Source organism: Amycolatopsis sp. NPDC058278 (assembly GCF_042881395.1).
GTDB lineage: Bacteria > Actinomycetota > Actinomycetes > Mycobacteriales > Pseudonocardiaceae > Amycolatopsis.
Map to the genome: position 1 here is coordinate 1 of NZ_JBHVXZ010000064.1, position 15,034 is coordinate 15,034.

Below are 15,034 nucleotides of genomic sequence, written 5' to 3' on the forward strand. Positions count from 1 at the left end.
GGGGGGGGGGGGGGGGGGGGGCCCGCGCCCCCCCCCCCCCCCCGACGGGGTGGCGTTCGTCGTCAACGGTGGCTGGCGTTCCTGGGCGTACCAGGAACAGCTGCGGCGTCAGGGGATCGCGAAGCACGGCTCGGAAGCGGCCGCGGCCCGCTGGGTGACGACCCCGGACAGGTCGGCGCACGTGCGGGGGCAGGCGGTCGACATCGGACCGCCCGCCGCCCGGAAGTGGCTGGCCGAACACGGCGCCCGGTACGGGCTGTGCCAGATCTACCGCAACGAACCGTGGCACTACGAACTGCGGCCCGAAGCCGTCGAACACGGGTGCCCGCCCATGTACGCCGATCCGTCACAGGATCCGCGGACGCGGTAGTCACCCGCCGAAGACCGCCGCGTGGTCACGAGCCCATTCCGCGAGCGTGCGGGCGGGCCGGCCGGTGACCTCCTGCACGGTCGGGCGCACCACGTCGGGCGTCTCGACCGTGTCCGCCCAGTAGTCGAGGAGCATCTTGACGATGTCGTCGCCGACGCCGTAGGAGCGCATTTCGGTGCGGAACTCGTCCGGCGTGATCTCGGTGAAGTGCAGCTCCCGGCCGACGGCCGCGCCGATCGCGGCGAGCTGCTCGATCCTGGTCAGCGCCTGCGGGCCGGTCATCGGGTAGGTCTTGCCCGCGTGGCCCGGCTCGGTGAGCGCCACCGCGGCGACGGCGGCGATGTCGGCCTCGTGGATCGGGGCCTGCGCGGACGTCGGGTACGGCCCGCGGACGCCGCCGGTGAACCGGATCGGCCGGGCCCAGGGCAGCAGGTTGCCGGCGAAGGTGCCGGGCCGCAGGATCGTCCAGCTCGCCCCGCTGTCGCGGACGGCGTCCTCGATCGCGGAATGGTGGACCTGGCTGGCCGACCCGCGGTCACGCTCGTGTTCGAGAGCGGCGGCGAGCGAGGAAAGCAGCACCAGGTGCCCGGATTCGGCGGCCGCCGCCTTGACGAAGCCGGCCACCTCGGCGGCCGGGAAGACGAACACGCTGTCGACGCCGTCGAACAGGCCCTCCGGCGGCGCCGCGGCCAGGTCACCGGCGATCAGCTCGACGTCCGCGGGCAGGCCGGCCGCTTCGGGGGAGCGGGTCAGCGCTCGCACGTGGTGCCCGCCGGCGAGCAGTTCGCCGACCAGGTGGCGGCCGACGGTGCCGGTCGCGCCGGTGACGAGGACGGTCTTGGCCTTCGTGGTGGTGGTGTTCATGAGACCCATCGTGCAAGGTATTGCGGCAAGATCCTTGCCTCAATCCAGCGCATTGTGAAGCCATGCCGAATCCGACTTCCCGCCTGCTGGCGCTGCTGACCCTGCTGCAGACCCGCCCGTCGTGGACCGGCGCCGAACTGGTCGAGCGGCTCGAGGTCAGCCCCCGGACCGTGCGCTACGACATCCAGAAGCTGCGTGACCTCGGCTATCCGGTCGAGGCGATTCCCGGGGTCGCCGGCGGCTACCGGCTGAGTGCCGGGACCTCCATGCCGCCACTGCAGCTCGGCGACGACGAGGCCGTGGCCATCGTCATCGCGTTGCGGACGGCCACCGGCAGTGCCGAGCTGGGTGAAGCCGCGGGCACCGCACTGGTGAAGCTCGAACAGGTGCTGCCGCGGCGGCTGCGGGGGCGGGTCGCGGCCATGCGTCAGTACACGGAGGCCGCGCGAGCTCCGGGCGGTGTCGACCCCGACCTGCTGATCTTCCTCGCCGGCGCCTGCCGCGACCACCGCCGGGTCCGGTTCGACTACAAGGAGGCTCGTCGCGAGGTGGAGCCGCACCGCGTCGTCCAGGTGGGGCGGCGGTGGTACCTCGTCGCCTTCGACCCGGCCCGCGACGGCTGGCGGCAGTTCCGCCTCGACCGGATGACGGTGAAGCGCCCGGAAGGGGCGAGGTTCGTCCCCCGCGAGGCACCTTCCGCGGCCGACGTGGTGCACGGCATCGACGCCGTCTTCGCCCGCCACCGCGCCGTCGTCCTGGTCGACGCGCCGGCCGCGCGGATCACGGCCAGGCTGCCCTCGACCGTGCCCGTCGAGCTGGTGGACGACGAGCGCTGCCGCGTGCACGCGACGGGCGAGTCCCCGGCCGCGCTCGCGCTCAACCTGCTGATGCTGGACGCGGACTTCGAGCTCGAACAGTCCTCGCCCGAGCTGGACGCCGCACTCGCCACCCTCCGGCGGCGGCTCGGCTGAGCGGCGGGTTGTACGTCCTCTGTACGCCTCCGCCGGATCGTCCGCCGCATGCTGAGAACGGGCTTGTCCACCCTGATCGCCGCCCTGTGCGCGGTGCTGCTCCCGGCGACGGCGGACGCCGCGCCCGCGCCGGGCGTGCGCGCCAGCTACGCGAACCCGGTGCGGACCGACGGCCACGTCGACGCCGCCGCCACGATCGACCGGCTGCGGGCGATGAACGCCGGCACCTACGCCTTCCTCGTCCAGAACGAGACCGACTGGCACGATCTCGAGGCGTTCCTGCCCGAGGCGCAAACGGCCGGGCTGACCGTCTGGACCTACCTCGTGCCGCCGACCGAATGCCCCGGCGGGACGAGCTGCGCCGAATACCTTCCCTTCAAGAAGGACTACGTCGCCTGGGCGAAGGGCATCGGTGCGCTGGCGCAGCGCTACCCGGCGCTCAGGGCGTTGGCGATCGACGACTTCAACCACAACCTGCCGTTCTTCACGGCGACCTACACCAAGCAGATCCGCGACGCCGGCCGCGCCGCGGCCCCGGGCCTGGAGTTCTACCCCGTGGTCTACGCGGACGCGATCACATCGTCCTTTGTGGACACGTACGGCGGGATCATCGACAGCCTGATCATGCCGTTCCGGGACGACCCGCACCGCGACACGCTGTGGACCGGCGGCTTGAGCACCCAGCTGGACACCCTCATCGCCCGGCTGGCCGCGAAGAACCGCAAGCTGATCCTGATGGTGTACGCATCGACGCTGTCGGCCACCACGGTCGCTCCGGACGTCGCTTACGTGCGCGCGGTGACCGCCGTCGGCGTGCAGTACGCCGCCGCGGGCAAGATCGCCGGGGTCATCCAGTACGCGCTGCCGCTCACGCCCGGCCGCCCGCAGAAGTCGGACGAATCGTTCGCGCACACCGGAACCGGCGGACTCGTCTTCACCGTGCACCCGGACACGGCCACCAAGGCCGGCGACTTCGCCGCGGCGAGCACGACCATCCGGCTGGACGAAGGCTCGAGCTCGTGCCGGCTGGTGCTGTGGCACAGCGACGACCGGGCCGGCACCAGCCCGGCCGGGTACCACTTCAAGCAGGCCCAGGTCGGCGGCACGCAGGTCTGGCAGCGCGACGTCGCCACCGAGGACACGGACTGGTACACCTCGGCGCCGATCGACCTGACCTCCCGGCTGACCGGCGGATCGGCCACCTTGACACTGCGGCTGTTCGAGGCGAAGGCGGTGGCGGACTACGAGGTCGTGGCCCGCTTCGACGACGTTTCGCTGACCGGCTGCCACGTCGCGAACCCCGATTTCGAAACCACGGGCGGGTGGACGTTCAGCCGGGGGAACGGTGCGGTGAACGTCGGCCAGCACAACTACGACCCGGCGTACTCGACGTCGGTGCTCGACGCGGTCGGTCAGCTGTACGCGGCCTGATGGCCGGCTAGACCGGGACGCGGTACCGATGCAGCAGCATGGTGAAGTTCCGCAGCTTTTCGACCGCGTCTTCGGACACCGGATCCGGGTGGAAGTGCATCACGCCGTTGCGGATCTGCCGGATCTCGTTCAGGCGGTCGCCGAACTTCTGTCGGTCCAGCGGCCAGCCGAGCCGGTCCCAGACGTCTTTGTTCGCCAGGATGCGCTGGTAGTCACCGAAGCCCAGCTCGTCGAACTTCTCGATCGGTCGGCCGCACAGCGGCCGGACGGTCGGGATGTCCAGTGAGCACCTCAGGATCCAGCGGAGCGTCTGGTCCAGCTCGCCCAGCTGGAAGAACGGAGTGGCCATCTCGCCGTAGCGCCGGGCGACATCGGCGGTCGTGACGATGCCATTCACGATCTTGCTCTCGTCCGTGACGAGGACGAACTCGCGCTGCTGCAGGGTGGGCAGGACTTCGAAGAGGTCGCGGTCGTAGGCGACGACTTCGGCCCGGACGATCGCGTCGGCGACGGCGGCGTCGGGTTTGCGGTGCATCGCCTGGGCGATCGAACGCCACGTCACGGCTCCGCGGGGGTTGCGCGGCCCGCTCAGCACGGCGAGCTGTGAGAAGTCGTTGAGGAGCATGGTGGTGATCGCTTCTTCGAGCGAGCTGTTGGGCCCGACCGACCCGACGCCGTCGAGCGGTGTCAGGTTGCCCACCGTCAGACGGACGTTCAGGTCGTCGCCGCCCTCGTCGTCTTCGGTGGCCGGCAGGGGGTCGGGTGTCGCCGGCCCCTCCGTTTCGTCCGGGGGCGTGGTCAAGGTGACCACGGTGTCGAGCGTGACCGCGCGGAACCCGGGGGACGTCACCAGCCCGTGGTTGGCCAGGTCCGCTTCGATCCGGCTGATCTGGTCGCCGCGATCCGCCACACCCCACAGCTTCAGCAGCTCGCGGACGGTGATGCGCTCGGGATCACCCTGGTCGGCGCGGGCGCGGGCCTGCCTCAAGCGCTCGTGGACGCGCTGCGGTGCTCGATCTTCGGTCTGCCGGTTCGCGGTCGAGATCGCTTGGTCGAGGAACTCCTGGCGCACCGAATCCAGCAGGCGGCTCTCGTCGACCACAACCCAGGCCCGCCATCCGTCGACCGCGCGCATCCCGGCGGCCACCATCGCCGCGCGGGAGGGCGACCGGAACTCCTCACCGTCGGGTTCGAGCCGGATCCGGCCGGTGCCGGTGACGGTCGCATCGAAGGTCGCGCCGATGCGCTTGCGCTTGAACCTGAGTTTCGCCCCGGCCTTGAGCAGGCCGGCTTCCAGCAAGTCCCCCACCGTGACGCGGCGGCCGTCGTTCAAGTGCATCGAACGGCCGTCGCCGGTCACCACTTCCGCAGCCCGGCGAACTTGCGCCGGGCACCGATGGCCTGCTTGAGCACCCGCCGCTTCAGTTCCGGCTGGCTCAGGCGGTCCACCCGGGTGAGCTGCAGCTCGGCGGCGACGGCGAGCAGACTCTCCCGATCGAGGCGCTGGGCCTCCAGGTAGGAAGCGCCTTCCGCTTCGGTTTCGGTTTCCCGCAGGTGGGCAGCGATGGCGGCCGCGTCCACGCCCGGTCTCGCGGTGGCGGGCGGTGGAGTGGTGACCGGCTGTGGAGCAGGAGGTGCCGGCTCGGCAGGCAGTGCCTCGGGGCCGCGGCCGGTGAGCAGTTCGATGAGCTTGGCGCGGGTGAGCTTGCTGTACCCGCGCAAGCGGCGGTTCCTGGCCAGTGTGTGCAGTTCTTTCACCGTCAATACCGACAGATCCTCCGGCGCTCGGGGAGGCTGGGCCGCGCCGGCCACCGCCAGCTGTGCCGTTCCGGCGAGGATCGCTTCCAGTGTGGCCTCGTCCTGCTGCGCCAGGAACTCGTACACCCGGGCCTGGAGAGCTGCGACCTTCTTCAGGCCGGTCACCGGCGATCACCGGACAGGGAAAGGGCCCCGAGTACCTCGTCGGTGAGTGCGTCGAACTCCTGCACGACCTTGTCCCGGCTGGTGGCGCGCAGCATGGCTGGCACGCCGGTTTCGCCCGCGTCGCCGAAATGGGTGTTGCTGTTGCGGACGTGGCTCTTCAGTACCGGGACCTGGGAGTTCGCCTGCACTTCCTCGCGGTAGCGGTGCTGGGCTGCCGTCAGCTGCTCGGCGTAGATCTGCACCATGGTGAAAACCACGCCGAGGAAATCCGGCTCGATCGGCTCGTGGTCGCGGTCGCCGCCCTTGTGGTGGACGAAGTCGTTGAACTGCTGCACCAGGCCGGTGCAGTTGCCCACCAGGTAGTCCAGCCCCAAGGTGGACAGGTAGTCCGCCTTGGCCGGGACGAGGATGCGCTCGCTCGCGACGATTGCGGTCTTGGTGACGAGGCCGAAGTTCGGGGCGCAGTCGATGAGGACCAGGTCGTACTCGGCGAAGAAACTGTCCTGCAGTGCCTGTCGCAGGCAACCGTGCAGGTCCAGGAACCGCCGCTTCGAGCCGTCGAGGGTCGTCGTCCCGCCGAGCAGCGCGGCGAGTTCGAGGTCGATGTCGATGAGGCCGAGGTGGGAGGAGATCAGGTCGAGCCGCCCACCGGTGCCACCGAGGACGTCGTTCACCCGTTCCGGCGAGACGACGAGCTGGGGCAGCGGGATGTCCCGCCCGGGCAGCTCGGCGCCGTACCACTGCTTGATCGTGCGCTTGTCCGCGAGGCGTTCGTGCCAATCGTCGATCGAGAAGAACGAGAAGGTGAGGTTGGTCTGCGGATCGAGGTCGAGCAGGAGGACCCGCAGGCCGCGGCTCGCGGCCACCGCCCCGAGGTTCGCGGTCAGCGTCGTCTTGCCCACCCCGCCCTTGTAGTTCATGACCGCCACGACCCGCATGCGCCCTCCCGGTGCTCGTGCCTGGGGCCCGTTTGTATTACGCGGGCGGGCGGACCGGTACGGATCGCCGTCAACTGTCCGGGAACTGTCCACGATCCGGCCGGTGCCGCCGGGCGAGGGCTACCGGGGAACCGCCGTCATCGGGAGGTTGTCGGGATAGGCGGCTGAAGTGAACTTCACCCGGACCGGCTTGCCCGCCACCGGGACCAGCCGCCAGCGGGCGGCCACCGTGGCCAGTGTGATGACGATTTCGTTCTGGGCGAAGCGGTTTCCGATGCACTGCCGGGTGCCCGCCCCGAACGGCACGAACGCGCCCTTGGGCACCGTGGCCGCCCGGTCCGGGGTCCAGCGGTCCGGATCGAAGCGGTCCGGGTCGGTGAACGACGTGGGGTCGTGGTGGAGCGCGTGCGGGCTGACGATCACCTCGGCGCCCTCCGGCAGCCGGATGCCGCCGAGGTCGACTTCGGTGAGGGTGCGGCGCATCAGCATCCACAGCGGGTACTGGCGCAGCACCTCGTCGACCACCTGCCGGACGTAGGTCAGCCGGGGGAGGTCGTCGACGGTGACCGGGCGGCCGCCCAGTACCTCGTCGAGCTCGGCGTGCACCCGTGCCTCGATGTCCGGGTGCCGGCCGAGCTCGTGGAACGTCCAGGCCAGCGCCAGCGCGGTCGTCTCGATGCCGGCGGTGAGCAGGGTGAGCACCTCGTCCCGCGCCTGCTCGTCGGTCATGCCGGCCAGCAGCAACGTCGACAGCAGGTCGCCGCGGTCGGTACCTTCGCGCCGCCAGTCGCGGATCACCTCCATGACGATTCCCTGCATCCGGGCGATCGCCTCGTCGAACCGCCGGTTCCCGGGCACCGGGAGCTTTTCGACGAACTTGGGCGACAACGCGCGAATCATCCCCTGCTGGATGATCACGTAAATCGACCGGCGGGCTTCGGCGATCGCCGCTTTTCCCAGCTCGGTGGAAAACAGCGCTTCGCCGACGATCGTCACCGCCAGGCTCTGCATGTCGTCGTCGATCGGCCGCACTTCACCGGCTCGCCACGAGCCGCTCATCTCCGCCGCCGCGCGCCGCATGATCTCCGCGTACGCCGCCAGGCGGTCGCGGTGGAACGCCGGTTGCATCAGCCGGCGCTGCCGCAGGTGGAAGTCCCCGTTCGAAAGCACCAAGCCATTTCCGACGAACGGCCGGAACTTGTCGAACATGGCGCCCTTGCGGAACTTCGGACCCTCGTTCACCAGCACTTCGTGCACCAATCGCGGGCTCGCGACGAAGTAGACCGGTGCCGGGCCGAGATAGAGTTTGACGACTTCGCCGTGCCCGGGCAATGTATCGGTGAATGCGAAGCGTCGCCGGAGGAGTGCCGGAGTGTGCCCGAGAAAAGGCCACCGGCCCGGTGCGACCGGGACGCTCATGCATACTCCTCGTTGCGCCATTGTGCGGATTCCCCAAGGAGACGGCTTAGGGTAGGCGCGTCCGGTCGAACGGGACAGTGCCCGATCGGGTGGTGTGGGCTCACGCGGATGGCCCAGTAGCCGAACCACGGGGAATCGCTAAGCTCTTTCCGATCCTACGGCTGACCAAGCCTCACTGAGAAGGTGTTCTTCGTGACACGATTACCGGCTTGGGTTCCACCGGGTGCCGATATCCCCGTGCCCGGCAGCGCCCGGGCACCCGGCTCCGGCGGCGCCGTCGAAGAAGTGGTGATCAAGGAAAAGCGCAGCCCCGATCGGGGATACCTGCGGACGCACGTTGCGGTTTCCGCGCTTTCCGGCGGAAGCGGTCGCAAGATCTGATGCGGACCTCTCCCATGCCGATGATCGAACCCCAGCCGGACCAGCCCGCCGCACCCGATGCGGACCGCGGGCGGACCCGGCTCACCCGGAAATGGGCGTACCTGCTCAGCGGCGTGACCGTCGTGTCGCTGAGCCGGGAGGAGCTCGACGTGGAGCTCGGCGGCCTGCTGGGCATGCTCTGCGATTCGCTGCACCGCGGCGATTCCCCGCACCGCACGCCCCCGGACCTGACCCCGGCCGAGCGGATCGGTGCGCGGCTGGTCGCCCTCGGCTACGTCGGCGAGCCCGGGCTGCGGTGCACGCTCGAGGTCCTCGGGAAGGGCCTGCCCGCGCTGCCCGAATTCCAGGCGGTGCCGGGCGTCGCGGACCGGGTCGTCGCGGCGCTGGGCGCGCTGTCCTGCGGCTTCCTGCTCGCGCACGAGCGCAGTGTCCTCGACCAGCAGGAGATCATGCACCTGTCGCTGCTCAAGGCGGTGCGGGATGCCCAGTGGAACCTGAAGCAGAGTGAAGCGCGCTTCGAAGAAGTGGTGACGTCGTCGGCGAGCGGGATCGCCGTCGTCGCCCTCGACGGCCGGATCGTGCGGGCCAACGCGGCGCTGGCCGAGATGCTCGGGCACCCGGTCGGCGAGCTGGCCGGCTCGGTGCTGTACGACGTCGTCCACCCCGACTCCGTCGAGGTCCTCCGCGACACGATGATGGCGCTCCTGGACGGCGGCAAGGAGCGGATCCGGCAGTCGGAGCGGCTGCTGCGCCGGGACGGCGACGTCGTCCGCATCTCGCTCACCGCCTCGCTGCTGCGCGACGCCGAAGACCGCCCCTCCCACTTCGTCGTCGTGATCGAGGACGGCACCGAGCTGATGCTCCTGCAGGGCGAGCTGAGCCGCCAGGCGCTGCACGACGTCCTCACCGGGCTGCCCAACCGCCAGTACTTCGGCACCCACCTGGAGACGGCGCTGCGGCGCGCCGACCCCGCGTACGGCGTCACGCTGTTCCACGTCGACCTCGACGCGTTCGGCATGGTCTGCAACAGCCTCGGCCGCCGGGTCGGCGAGCAGCTGCTCGTGCACTTCGCGCAGCGGCTCAAGGCGGTGATGGCCCGCGAAAAGGCGATGATCGCGCGGTTCCACAGCGACGAGTTCGGCATCCTGATCGAGAACACCGAGTCGACGCCCGACATCGACACCATCGTGCGCGCGATCAACGACGAGCTCGCCGAGCCGTTCTTCGTCGACGGGCACGGGCTCGCGCTGTCGGCCAGCGCCGGGGTGGTGCACCGGCCGGCGAAGGGCATCGACCCGCTGGAGCTGCTGCGCCAGGCGGACCAGACGTTGTGGCGCGCCAAGGAGCGGCGGCGCGGCCAGTGGAAGGTTTTCGACCGGGAGGCCGATGCCCACGACCGGCGGACGCAGGCGGTGGCCGTCGGCATGGCCGGCGCCTGGGAACACGGCGAGATCGGTGTGCGGTACCGGCCGATGGCGCGGCTGGCGGACGGCGAAGCCGCCGGCGTCGAAGCCCGCCTGCACTGGAACCGGCCGGTCGACACGGCCCTTTCGCACGAGTGCTGCGTGGAGCTCGCCGAGTCGACCGGGCTCGTGCTGCCGCTCGGCGACTGGGTGCTGCGCGCGGCCGGCCGGCAGGGCGAATGGTGGCGGCAGCGCGCCGGGTTCGGCCTCCCGATGGTCGCCGCCCTGACCGGGCACCAGGTGGCCGACGAGGCGCTCGGCACGCGGGTGACGCGCCTGCTGCGCGACACCGGCCTGCCGCCCGGGCAGCTGATGCTCGGCGTCCCGGCCGGGGCGCTGCCGGTGTCCGGCGTCATCGAGAACGTCACCGCGCTGGCCGACCTCGGCGTGCGCGTCATGCTCGACGAGTTCGGGCTGGGGCCCGACGACCTGCGGGCGATCGAGGAGCTGCCGGTGGACATCGTGCGCGTCGACCGGCGGCTCGCGGAGTGGCAGGCGTGGTCGGACTCGACGTTCCTCGGCGCCCTGGTGCCCCTGGTCCGGCAGGTCGGCGCGACGCTCGTCGTCGACGGGATCCACACCGAGGACCAGGCGAACTGGTGGCGCACGGCCGGCGCGGAGCTGGCGACCGGCGACTACTTCGGGGTGGCCAGGCCGCCGGCCGAGCTCGCCGGGCAGTTCGCCCGGGCCTGAGGCTGCCACCGGGTCAGCCCGACGGCGACCAGCACGACCGCCATGCCGCCGAGCACCCGGGGCGTCAGCGGTTCGCCGAGGAAGAGCGCGCCGAGCGCGACCGACACCACAGGCAGCAGGTAGCCGACCGTGGCCGCTGCGGTCGGGCCTTCGTCCGCGATGAGCCGGTAGTTGAGGTAGAAGGTGATCCCGGTCCCGAAGACGCCCAGGATCGTCACCGCGACGACGGCGGTGAGCGTCAGGTGCGGCGCGGTGGACGCGACCGGCAGTGCCAGCGCGGTCAGCGCGGTGGCCGTCATCAGCTGCGCGGCCGACAACGCGACCGGAGCGCCGTCCGCCGGCAGTTTCCGCGCCATGTACGCGAACGCGATCGCGTAGCTGAGGCCGGCGCCGAGCAGGGCGAGCGCACCCGTGCTCAGCAGCCCCGACTGCTGCCACGGCGCGAAGATCACCACGATGCCGGCGAAGCCGAGGGCCAGCCCGAGCAGCCGTGCGGGGTTGAGCCGCCGTTCCGTCCCGAGCGCGACGCCGATCAGCAGGGACCACAGCGGGGTGGTGGCGTTCATGACGCCGGCGACCCCGGAGTCGACGGTGCGTTCCCCGATGCCGAACAGCGCGAACGGCAGCGCGTTGCAGAAGAACGCGGCGATGATCAGCCGGCCCCAGGTCCCGCGGTCCCGTGGCAGCCGCTGCCGAGCCGCGACGGCCATGACCAGGAGCGTCAGCGCGCCGAGGGCGCACCGGACGAGGGTCAAGTGGACGGGGCTCAAGCCGGTCAAGGCCAGCTTGATCCAGAGGAAACCCGAGCCCCACAGCAGGGCCAGCACCACCATGCGCGCCGAGGCGCCCCGTCCACCGTTCATGAGAGCAACGGTGCCGAACAAGATCCGTCAGGACAAGCGAAGAGTTCTGGAGGGAGCTTTAAGGGTTTCTACAGTGTCTTGGCGCCAAAGCCGGTCGCCGAACAGCGCCAGCGCGGCGGGCAGCAGGACTCCGCGGACGACCGTCGCGTCGAGCAGGATCGCGAACGCCATGCCGAGGCCGAGCATCTTGTACTCGATCGCGGCGAGGCTGAGGAAGACGCTGAACACCCCGGTCATGATCAGCGCGGCGCTCGTCACCACGCCGGAACTGCTCGCGGTGCCTTCGATGATCGCCTGCCGGGCCGGCACCCCCCGGCGCCGGCGTTCGCGGATCCGGCTGAGGATGAACACGTGGTAGTCGGTGCTCAGGCCGAACAGCAGCACGAAGAGGAACATCGGCAGCCAGCCGAGCACTCCGCCGTAGGGCGTGAAACCCAGCAGCGGAGCCAGAAAGCCGCCCTGGAACACGAGGGTGAGCACGCCGTAGGCCGCGCCGGCCGACAGCAGGTTGAGCAGGATCGACACCACCGGCACCGCGACCGACCGGAACACCACGAGCAGCAGCACGAACGCGAGCAGCAGGATGGACCCGAAGGTGTACGGCGCCCGGGCGAGCACCTGCGTGGTGAAGTCGTGCGCTTCGGCGGTCCGGCCGGCCACCGCGTAGCCGACTCCGTCGATCCGCCCGACCGTCTGCGGCAGCAGGGTTTCGCGCAACGTCGTGAGGGTGCGGCTCGCCGCTTCGTCGTTGCCGGTGCCGCCGAGCGGGATCCGGACGACGAGCGCCTGGTCCACCGGCACGACGACGGCCGGTCGCGGTACCGCCGCGGTGAGCTCCCCGATCGCCCGGCGCAGCGCGGGCGTGTCGACCGGGCCGCCGCGGGTGTTCCAGAGGACGACGTGCGCGGGCATGGTCAGGCCGGGAAACGCTTCCTGGACGCGCACGGCCGCGTCGATCACCGGGATGCTGCGCGGCAGGCTTTCGGCCGGCGCCGGGTCCTGCAGCCGCATGCCCAGCGCGGGCAGGGTGAGCAGCACGAGCAGTGCGGTGGCGAGCCCGCTCCACAGTGCGGGCCGCCGGGTGACGACGGTCGCCACGGCGGCCCAGAAGCGGGAGCGCGTCGAACGGCGGCCCAGCCACGGGATGCGGCCGCGGTCCACCCGGGAGCCGAGCAGGGAAAGCGTCGCGGGAAGCACGGTCACCGCCGCCAGCACGGCCAGGGCGACGACGATGATCGTGCCCGCGGTCAGGCCTTGGAGGTTGTCGAGACCGGTGAACAGCAGGCCGGTCACGCACAGCAGGACGGTCAGTCCCGACACGACGATCACGTGCCCCGACGTCCGCGCGGCGATCCGGATCGACTCGTCGACGCCGTGGGCGCGTTCCTCCCGGACCCGGCGCAGGAAGAACAGCGAGTAGTCGACGCCGACGGCCATCCCGATCAGCAGCGTGATCGCGGAAGTCGCGCTGTTGACCGGGATCCAGTTGTCCACAACGGACAGGAAGCCGAAGGTGGCGAACACCGCCGTGCCCGCCAGCAGGACCGGGACCGCGGCGGCGACCAGCGAGCCGAACACCACCAGCAGGATCAGCACGGTGATCGGGAGCGAGCGGGCTTCCGACCGCCCGATGTCCTCCTTGATGCTCTTGTCGACCGCACCGGACACGGTGAGGTCGCCGGCCTGGGCCAGGCGGACGTCCGGGTGCCGGCCGGCGACCGCGTCGACGGCCGCGGTCGCCGTCGCCAGGCTCGACCGGATTTCGGTGCCGGTGCCGGTGATCCGGAAGGTGACCAGTTCCGACCGGCTGTCGGCGGAGACCTGGGAGCGGATGTCCGCGGCCGCGCCCGACGTCGTCAGCGTGGTCACCAGGTCGGCCGCGGCCGCTCGGGACAGGGGCTGGACGAGGACGTTCTCCCAGAAGGGTTCGCGGGTGTGCTGGCGGTCGAGGACGGCTTGGCCGGTACCGGCGTCACCGGCGGGGCTCGACCGTGCGTCGGTGCCGGGGGCGAACGTGCCGACGGCCCAGGCCAGCGCGACGAGCGCCAGCCAGCCGAGGATCGCGGCGGCGCGGTGCCGCAGCGACCAGTTCGTGACGGCTTCGACCACCGGTCCCCGCCGGTGAGCCGGGGTGCCTGCAGGCAGCATGAACTAAGGTCCTTTTCGTGAAGGGGTGATCCGATGAGAACTCGCCCTCGGGCGAGGTGGTTGCTTCTTCCTCCTGGGCCGCCGAGTTGCCGCTCGGCGGTCCAGGGCCTCAACTGCGTTTGGGGGTTCCGGGTGGCGGAGCCCCGGTGTCACAGCTCAGTCGACCTCCTTGAGCACGCGTTCGATGGACCGCAGCCGGTCCTGGACGTCCTTGAGCTGCCGCTCGGTCTCTTCCTGGGTCCGGACGGCTTTCTCGGCCAGCGACCGGTATTCGTCCTCCCGCGCCAGCTTCGCCTTGGCGCGCCAGGTCGAAGCCAGCTGCACGATCGCGATCGACAGCACGACGGTGATCAGGACGAAGACCCCGGTCACGCCGATGATCTCCTGCCACTGGTGCCAGTTCATTTCCGTCCCTCCTCGCCGTCCCCCTGGACGGATTCCGGTGTGGTGAGCGTCGGCACGGCGGCCGCGATCGCCTGCGGCGTCAGCACGGTGGAGAACGGCGTGACCTCGTAGAACCGCATAGTCTTGCCGTCTTCGCCGACCTCGGAGCTGGCGGTGACGAGGCCGGCGGCTTCCAGCTTGCGCAGGTGGACCTGCAGCAGCGCCCGGCTGATCCGCAGCTCGCGGGCCAGCTTGCTGACGTAGGTGCGTTCCGCGTGCAGGGCCGCGACGATCCGCAGCCGGTGCGGGTTGCCGAGGGCGCCCAGCTGCCGCAGGAGCTCGTCGCCGGTCGTCCACATGCAAACAAAAGTTAGCAGGTATCGGCCCGGATGGCCATCGGGGTGCTCCCCGAGATCACATCGGGAGGTTCGGGCCAGACGTGCCGCCCGGGAGGGAATTCGCGCTCAGCGCAGGGCTTTCCGGCGGCGGGTCAGCGCGGCCGGGTCGAGGTTCGCCCGGGTGCCGGCGTCGTGGCCGTCGAGGTAGCCGCTGCCGGACAGCCGCCGGGGCGAAGCGGCGCGCAGGTCGCCGTACTCCGAGTCGAACGCGTGCTGCACCATCTGCGCGCGGTCGCGGACCACCAGGGCCGCCGACCGCTCGCCGGGCACCGCTGTGCGGACGGCTTCCTGTTCGGCGTGGGAAAGCCGTTCGTGGACCGCGCGGGCGAAGCCGTGCAGCCACGTTCGCCGGTACGCGGCCAGGGATTCGCCGGGGAAGAACCCGCCCGGCCGGACGCGGGTCAGCTGCGTGCTCGCCTGCAGCAGGAGGCTGGTGAACAGCAGTTCCACCCGGCCGAGGTCGGAGCGGAACCCGAACACCGTGACGCTCTCGACCTTCTGGCCGAGGCGGTGCAGCAGTGTCCGGCAGCGCAGCGGGTACGCGACCGAGGTGAGCAGGCTCGCCTTCTCGCGGCTGTACGGGTCGGCGATGGGGATCTTGAGCGTGCCGATCTCGTCGGTGCCGGCCCCGGACGCGGCGAGCATCGCCTGGTCGATGCCGTACCGCGCGACGAGTTCGGCGGCCTTCTGGTTGTACGCCTCGGCTTCCGCCTCGGTGACCGCCGGGTCTTCGGCCTTGGCCAGCAGCTTGCGGATGCGCTCGAGCTGCGGGTCTGACTCGGTCATGC

Annotated in this window: 15 protein-coding genes; 5 read left to right on the plus strand and 10 right to left on the minus strand. The window is 70.9% G+C overall.

The window, feature by feature from the left end:
* The coding region (locus ACFVYA_RS29190) for a D-alanyl-D-alanine carboxypeptidase family protein (protein WP_387049486.1) at window positions 1-370 on the plus strand (370 nt) is incomplete at its 5' end.
* Here ACFVYA_RS29190 and ACFVYA_RS29195 read toward each other — a convergent pair.
* A complete protein-coding gene (locus ACFVYA_RS29195; RefSeq protein ID WP_387049487.1) occupies window positions 371-1,234 on the minus strand; it encodes an NAD(P)H-binding protein in 864 nt (287 codons plus the stop codon).
* 62 nt (window positions 1,235-1,296) lie between these two features.
* Between ACFVYA_RS29195 and ACFVYA_RS29200 the strand changes: the two genes are divergently transcribed.
* Both ACFVYA_RS29200 and ACFVYA_RS29205 read left to right on the plus strand, forming a co-directional pair.
* Entirely contained in the window at window positions 1,297-2,205 is a 909-nt protein-coding gene (locus ACFVYA_RS29200) for a helix-turn-helix transcriptional regulator (protein WP_387049489.1), read from the plus strand.
* 48 nt (window positions 2,206-2,253) lie between these two features.
* Complete coding sequence (locus ACFVYA_RS29205; RefSeq protein WP_387049491.1) at window positions 2,254-3,636, plus strand: hypothetical protein; 1,383 nt, start codon at window positions 2,254-2,256, stop codon at window positions 3,634-3,636.
* Window positions 3,637-3,643: 7 nt separating this feature from the next.
* Here ACFVYA_RS29205 and ACFVYA_RS29210 read toward each other — a convergent pair whose 3' ends face one another.
* From ACFVYA_RS29210 to ACFVYA_RS29225, 4 genes are all read right to left on the minus strand, one after another.
* Complete coding sequence (locus ACFVYA_RS29210) at window positions 3,644-4,975, minus strand: CBS domain-containing protein (RefSeq protein WP_387049492.1); 1,332 nt, start codon at window positions 4,973-4,975, stop codon at window positions 3,644-3,646.
* A 17-nt stretch (window positions 4,976-4,992) separates the two neighbouring features.
* On the minus strand, window positions 4,993-5,559 hold the full coding sequence (locus ACFVYA_RS29215) for a hypothetical protein (RefSeq protein WP_387049494.1): 567 nt from the start codon (window positions 5,557-5,559) through the stop codon (window positions 4,993-4,995).
* Entirely contained in the window at window positions 5,556-6,497 is a 942-nt protein-coding gene (locus ACFVYA_RS29220) for a ParA family protein (protein WP_387049495.1), read from the minus strand. The genes ACFVYA_RS29215 and ACFVYA_RS29220 overlap by 4 nt, the downstream gene beginning before the upstream one ends.
* Before the next feature lie 120 nt (window positions 6,498-6,617).
* Complete coding sequence (locus ACFVYA_RS29225; RefSeq protein WP_387049497.1) at window positions 6,618-7,916, minus strand: cytochrome P450; 1,299 nt, start codon at window positions 7,914-7,916, stop codon at window positions 6,618-6,620.
* A gap of 183 nt (window positions 7,917-8,099) precedes the next feature.
* On the opposite strand from ACFVYA_RS29225, the gene ACFVYA_RS29230 reads away from it, so the two are divergent.
* Together ACFVYA_RS29230 and ACFVYA_RS29235 are read left to right on the plus strand one after the other, a co-directional pair.
* A complete protein-coding gene (locus tag ACFVYA_RS29230; protein WP_285986357.1) occupies window positions 8,100-8,297 on the plus strand; it encodes a hypothetical protein in 198 nt (65 codons plus the stop codon).
* Window positions 8,298-8,311: 14 nt separating this feature from the next.
* Window positions 8,312-10,453 carry a putative bifunctional diguanylate cyclase/phosphodiesterase gene (locus ACFVYA_RS29235; protein ID WP_387049498.1) on the plus strand — a complete coding sequence of 714 codons (2,142 nt, stop codon included), beginning with the start codon at window positions 8,312-8,314 and terminating at the stop codon, window positions 10,451-10,453.
* On the opposite strand, the gene ACFVYA_RS29240 is transcribed toward ACFVYA_RS29235, so the two are convergent.
* The 5 genes from ACFVYA_RS29240 to ACFVYA_RS29260 form a co-directional block, all read right to left on the minus strand.
* Window positions 10,396-11,316, minus strand: a complete 921-nt coding sequence (locus ACFVYA_RS29240; protein WP_387049500.1) for a DMT family transporter — start codon at window positions 11,314-11,316, stop codon at window positions 10,396-10,398. The two genes, ACFVYA_RS29235 and ACFVYA_RS29240, sit on opposite strands and share 58 nt — an antisense overlap.
* Window positions 11,317-11,343: 27 nt before the next feature.
* Window positions 11,344-13,464, minus strand: coding sequence for an MMPL family transporter (locus tag ACFVYA_RS29245; RefSeq protein ID WP_387049502.1), 2,121 nt, complete (start codon window positions 13,462-13,464; stop codon window positions 11,344-11,346).
* A 156-nt stretch (window positions 13,465-13,620) separates the two neighbouring features.
* Window positions 13,621-13,869 carry a hypothetical protein gene (locus ACFVYA_RS29250; RefSeq protein WP_285986353.1) on the minus strand — a complete coding sequence of 83 codons (249 nt, stop codon included), beginning with the start codon at window positions 13,867-13,869 and terminating at the stop codon, window positions 13,621-13,623.
* Window positions 13,866-14,207 (minus strand): winged helix-turn-helix domain-containing protein, encoded by a 342-nt coding sequence (locus tag ACFVYA_RS29255; protein ID WP_285986352.1) that lies wholly within the window; start codon window positions 14,205-14,207, stop codon window positions 13,866-13,868. The genes ACFVYA_RS29250 and ACFVYA_RS29255 overlap by 4 nt, the downstream gene beginning before the upstream one ends.
* 105 nt (window positions 14,208-14,312) lie before the next feature.
* Complete coding sequence (locus tag ACFVYA_RS29260) at window positions 14,313-15,032, minus strand: DUF2786 domain-containing protein (RefSeq protein ID WP_285986351.1); 720 nt, start codon at window positions 15,030-15,032, stop codon at window positions 14,313-14,315.
* Between the last annotated feature and the right edge of the window lie 2 nt (window positions 15,033-15,034).

What these genes read in the sequence shown, in the direction of transcription:
- ACFVYA_RS29195 (WP_387049487.1), bottom strand. Translation starts at nt 1,234, where the DNA reads ATGAACACCACCACCACGAAGGCCAAGACCGTCCTCGTCACCGGCGCG.
- ACFVYA_RS29200 (WP_387049489.1), top strand. Translation starts at nt 1,297, where the DNA reads ATGCCGAATCCGACTTCCCGCCTGCTGGCGCTGCTGACCCTGCTGCAG.
- ACFVYA_RS29205 (WP_387049491.1), top strand. Translation starts at nt 2,254, where the DNA reads ATGCTGAGAACGGGCTTGTCCACCCTGATCGCCGCCCTGTGCGCGGTG.
- ACFVYA_RS29210 (WP_387049492.1), bottom strand. Translation starts at nt 4,975, where the DNA reads ATGCACTTGAACGACGGCCGCCGCGTCACGGTGGGGGACTTGCTGGAA.
- ACFVYA_RS29220 (WP_387049495.1), bottom strand. Translation starts at nt 6,497, where the DNA reads ATGCGGGTCGTGGCGGTCATGAACTACAAGGGCGGGGTGGGCAAGACG.
- ACFVYA_RS29225 (WP_387049497.1), bottom strand. Translation starts at nt 7,916, where the DNA reads ATGAGCGTCCCGGTCGCACCGGGCCGGTGGCCTTTTCTCGGGCACACT.
- ACFVYA_RS29235 (WP_387049498.1), top strand. Translation starts at nt 8,312, where the DNA reads ATGCCGATGATCGAACCCCAGCCGGACCAGCCCGCCGCACCCGATGCG.
- ACFVYA_RS29240 (WP_387049500.1), bottom strand. Translation starts at nt 11,316, where the DNA reads ATGAACGGTGGACGGGGCGCCTCGGCGCGCATGGTGGTGCTGGCCCTG.
- ACFVYA_RS29245 (WP_387049502.1), bottom strand. Translation starts at nt 13,464, where the DNA reads ATGCTGCCTGCAGGCACCCCGGCTCACCGGCGGGGACCGGTGGTCGAA.
- ACFVYA_RS29250 (WP_285986353.1), bottom strand. Translation starts at nt 13,869, where the DNA reads ATGAACTGGCACCAGTGGCAGGAGATCATCGGCGTGACCGGGGTCTTC.
- ACFVYA_RS29255 (WP_285986352.1), bottom strand. Translation starts at nt 14,207, where the DNA reads ATGTGGACGACCGGCGACGAGCTCCTGCGGCAGCTGGGCGCCCTCGGC.
- ACFVYA_RS29260 (WP_285986351.1), bottom strand. Translation starts at nt 15,032, where the DNA reads ATGACCGAGTCAGACCCGCAGCTCGAGCGCATCCGCAAGCTGCTGGCC.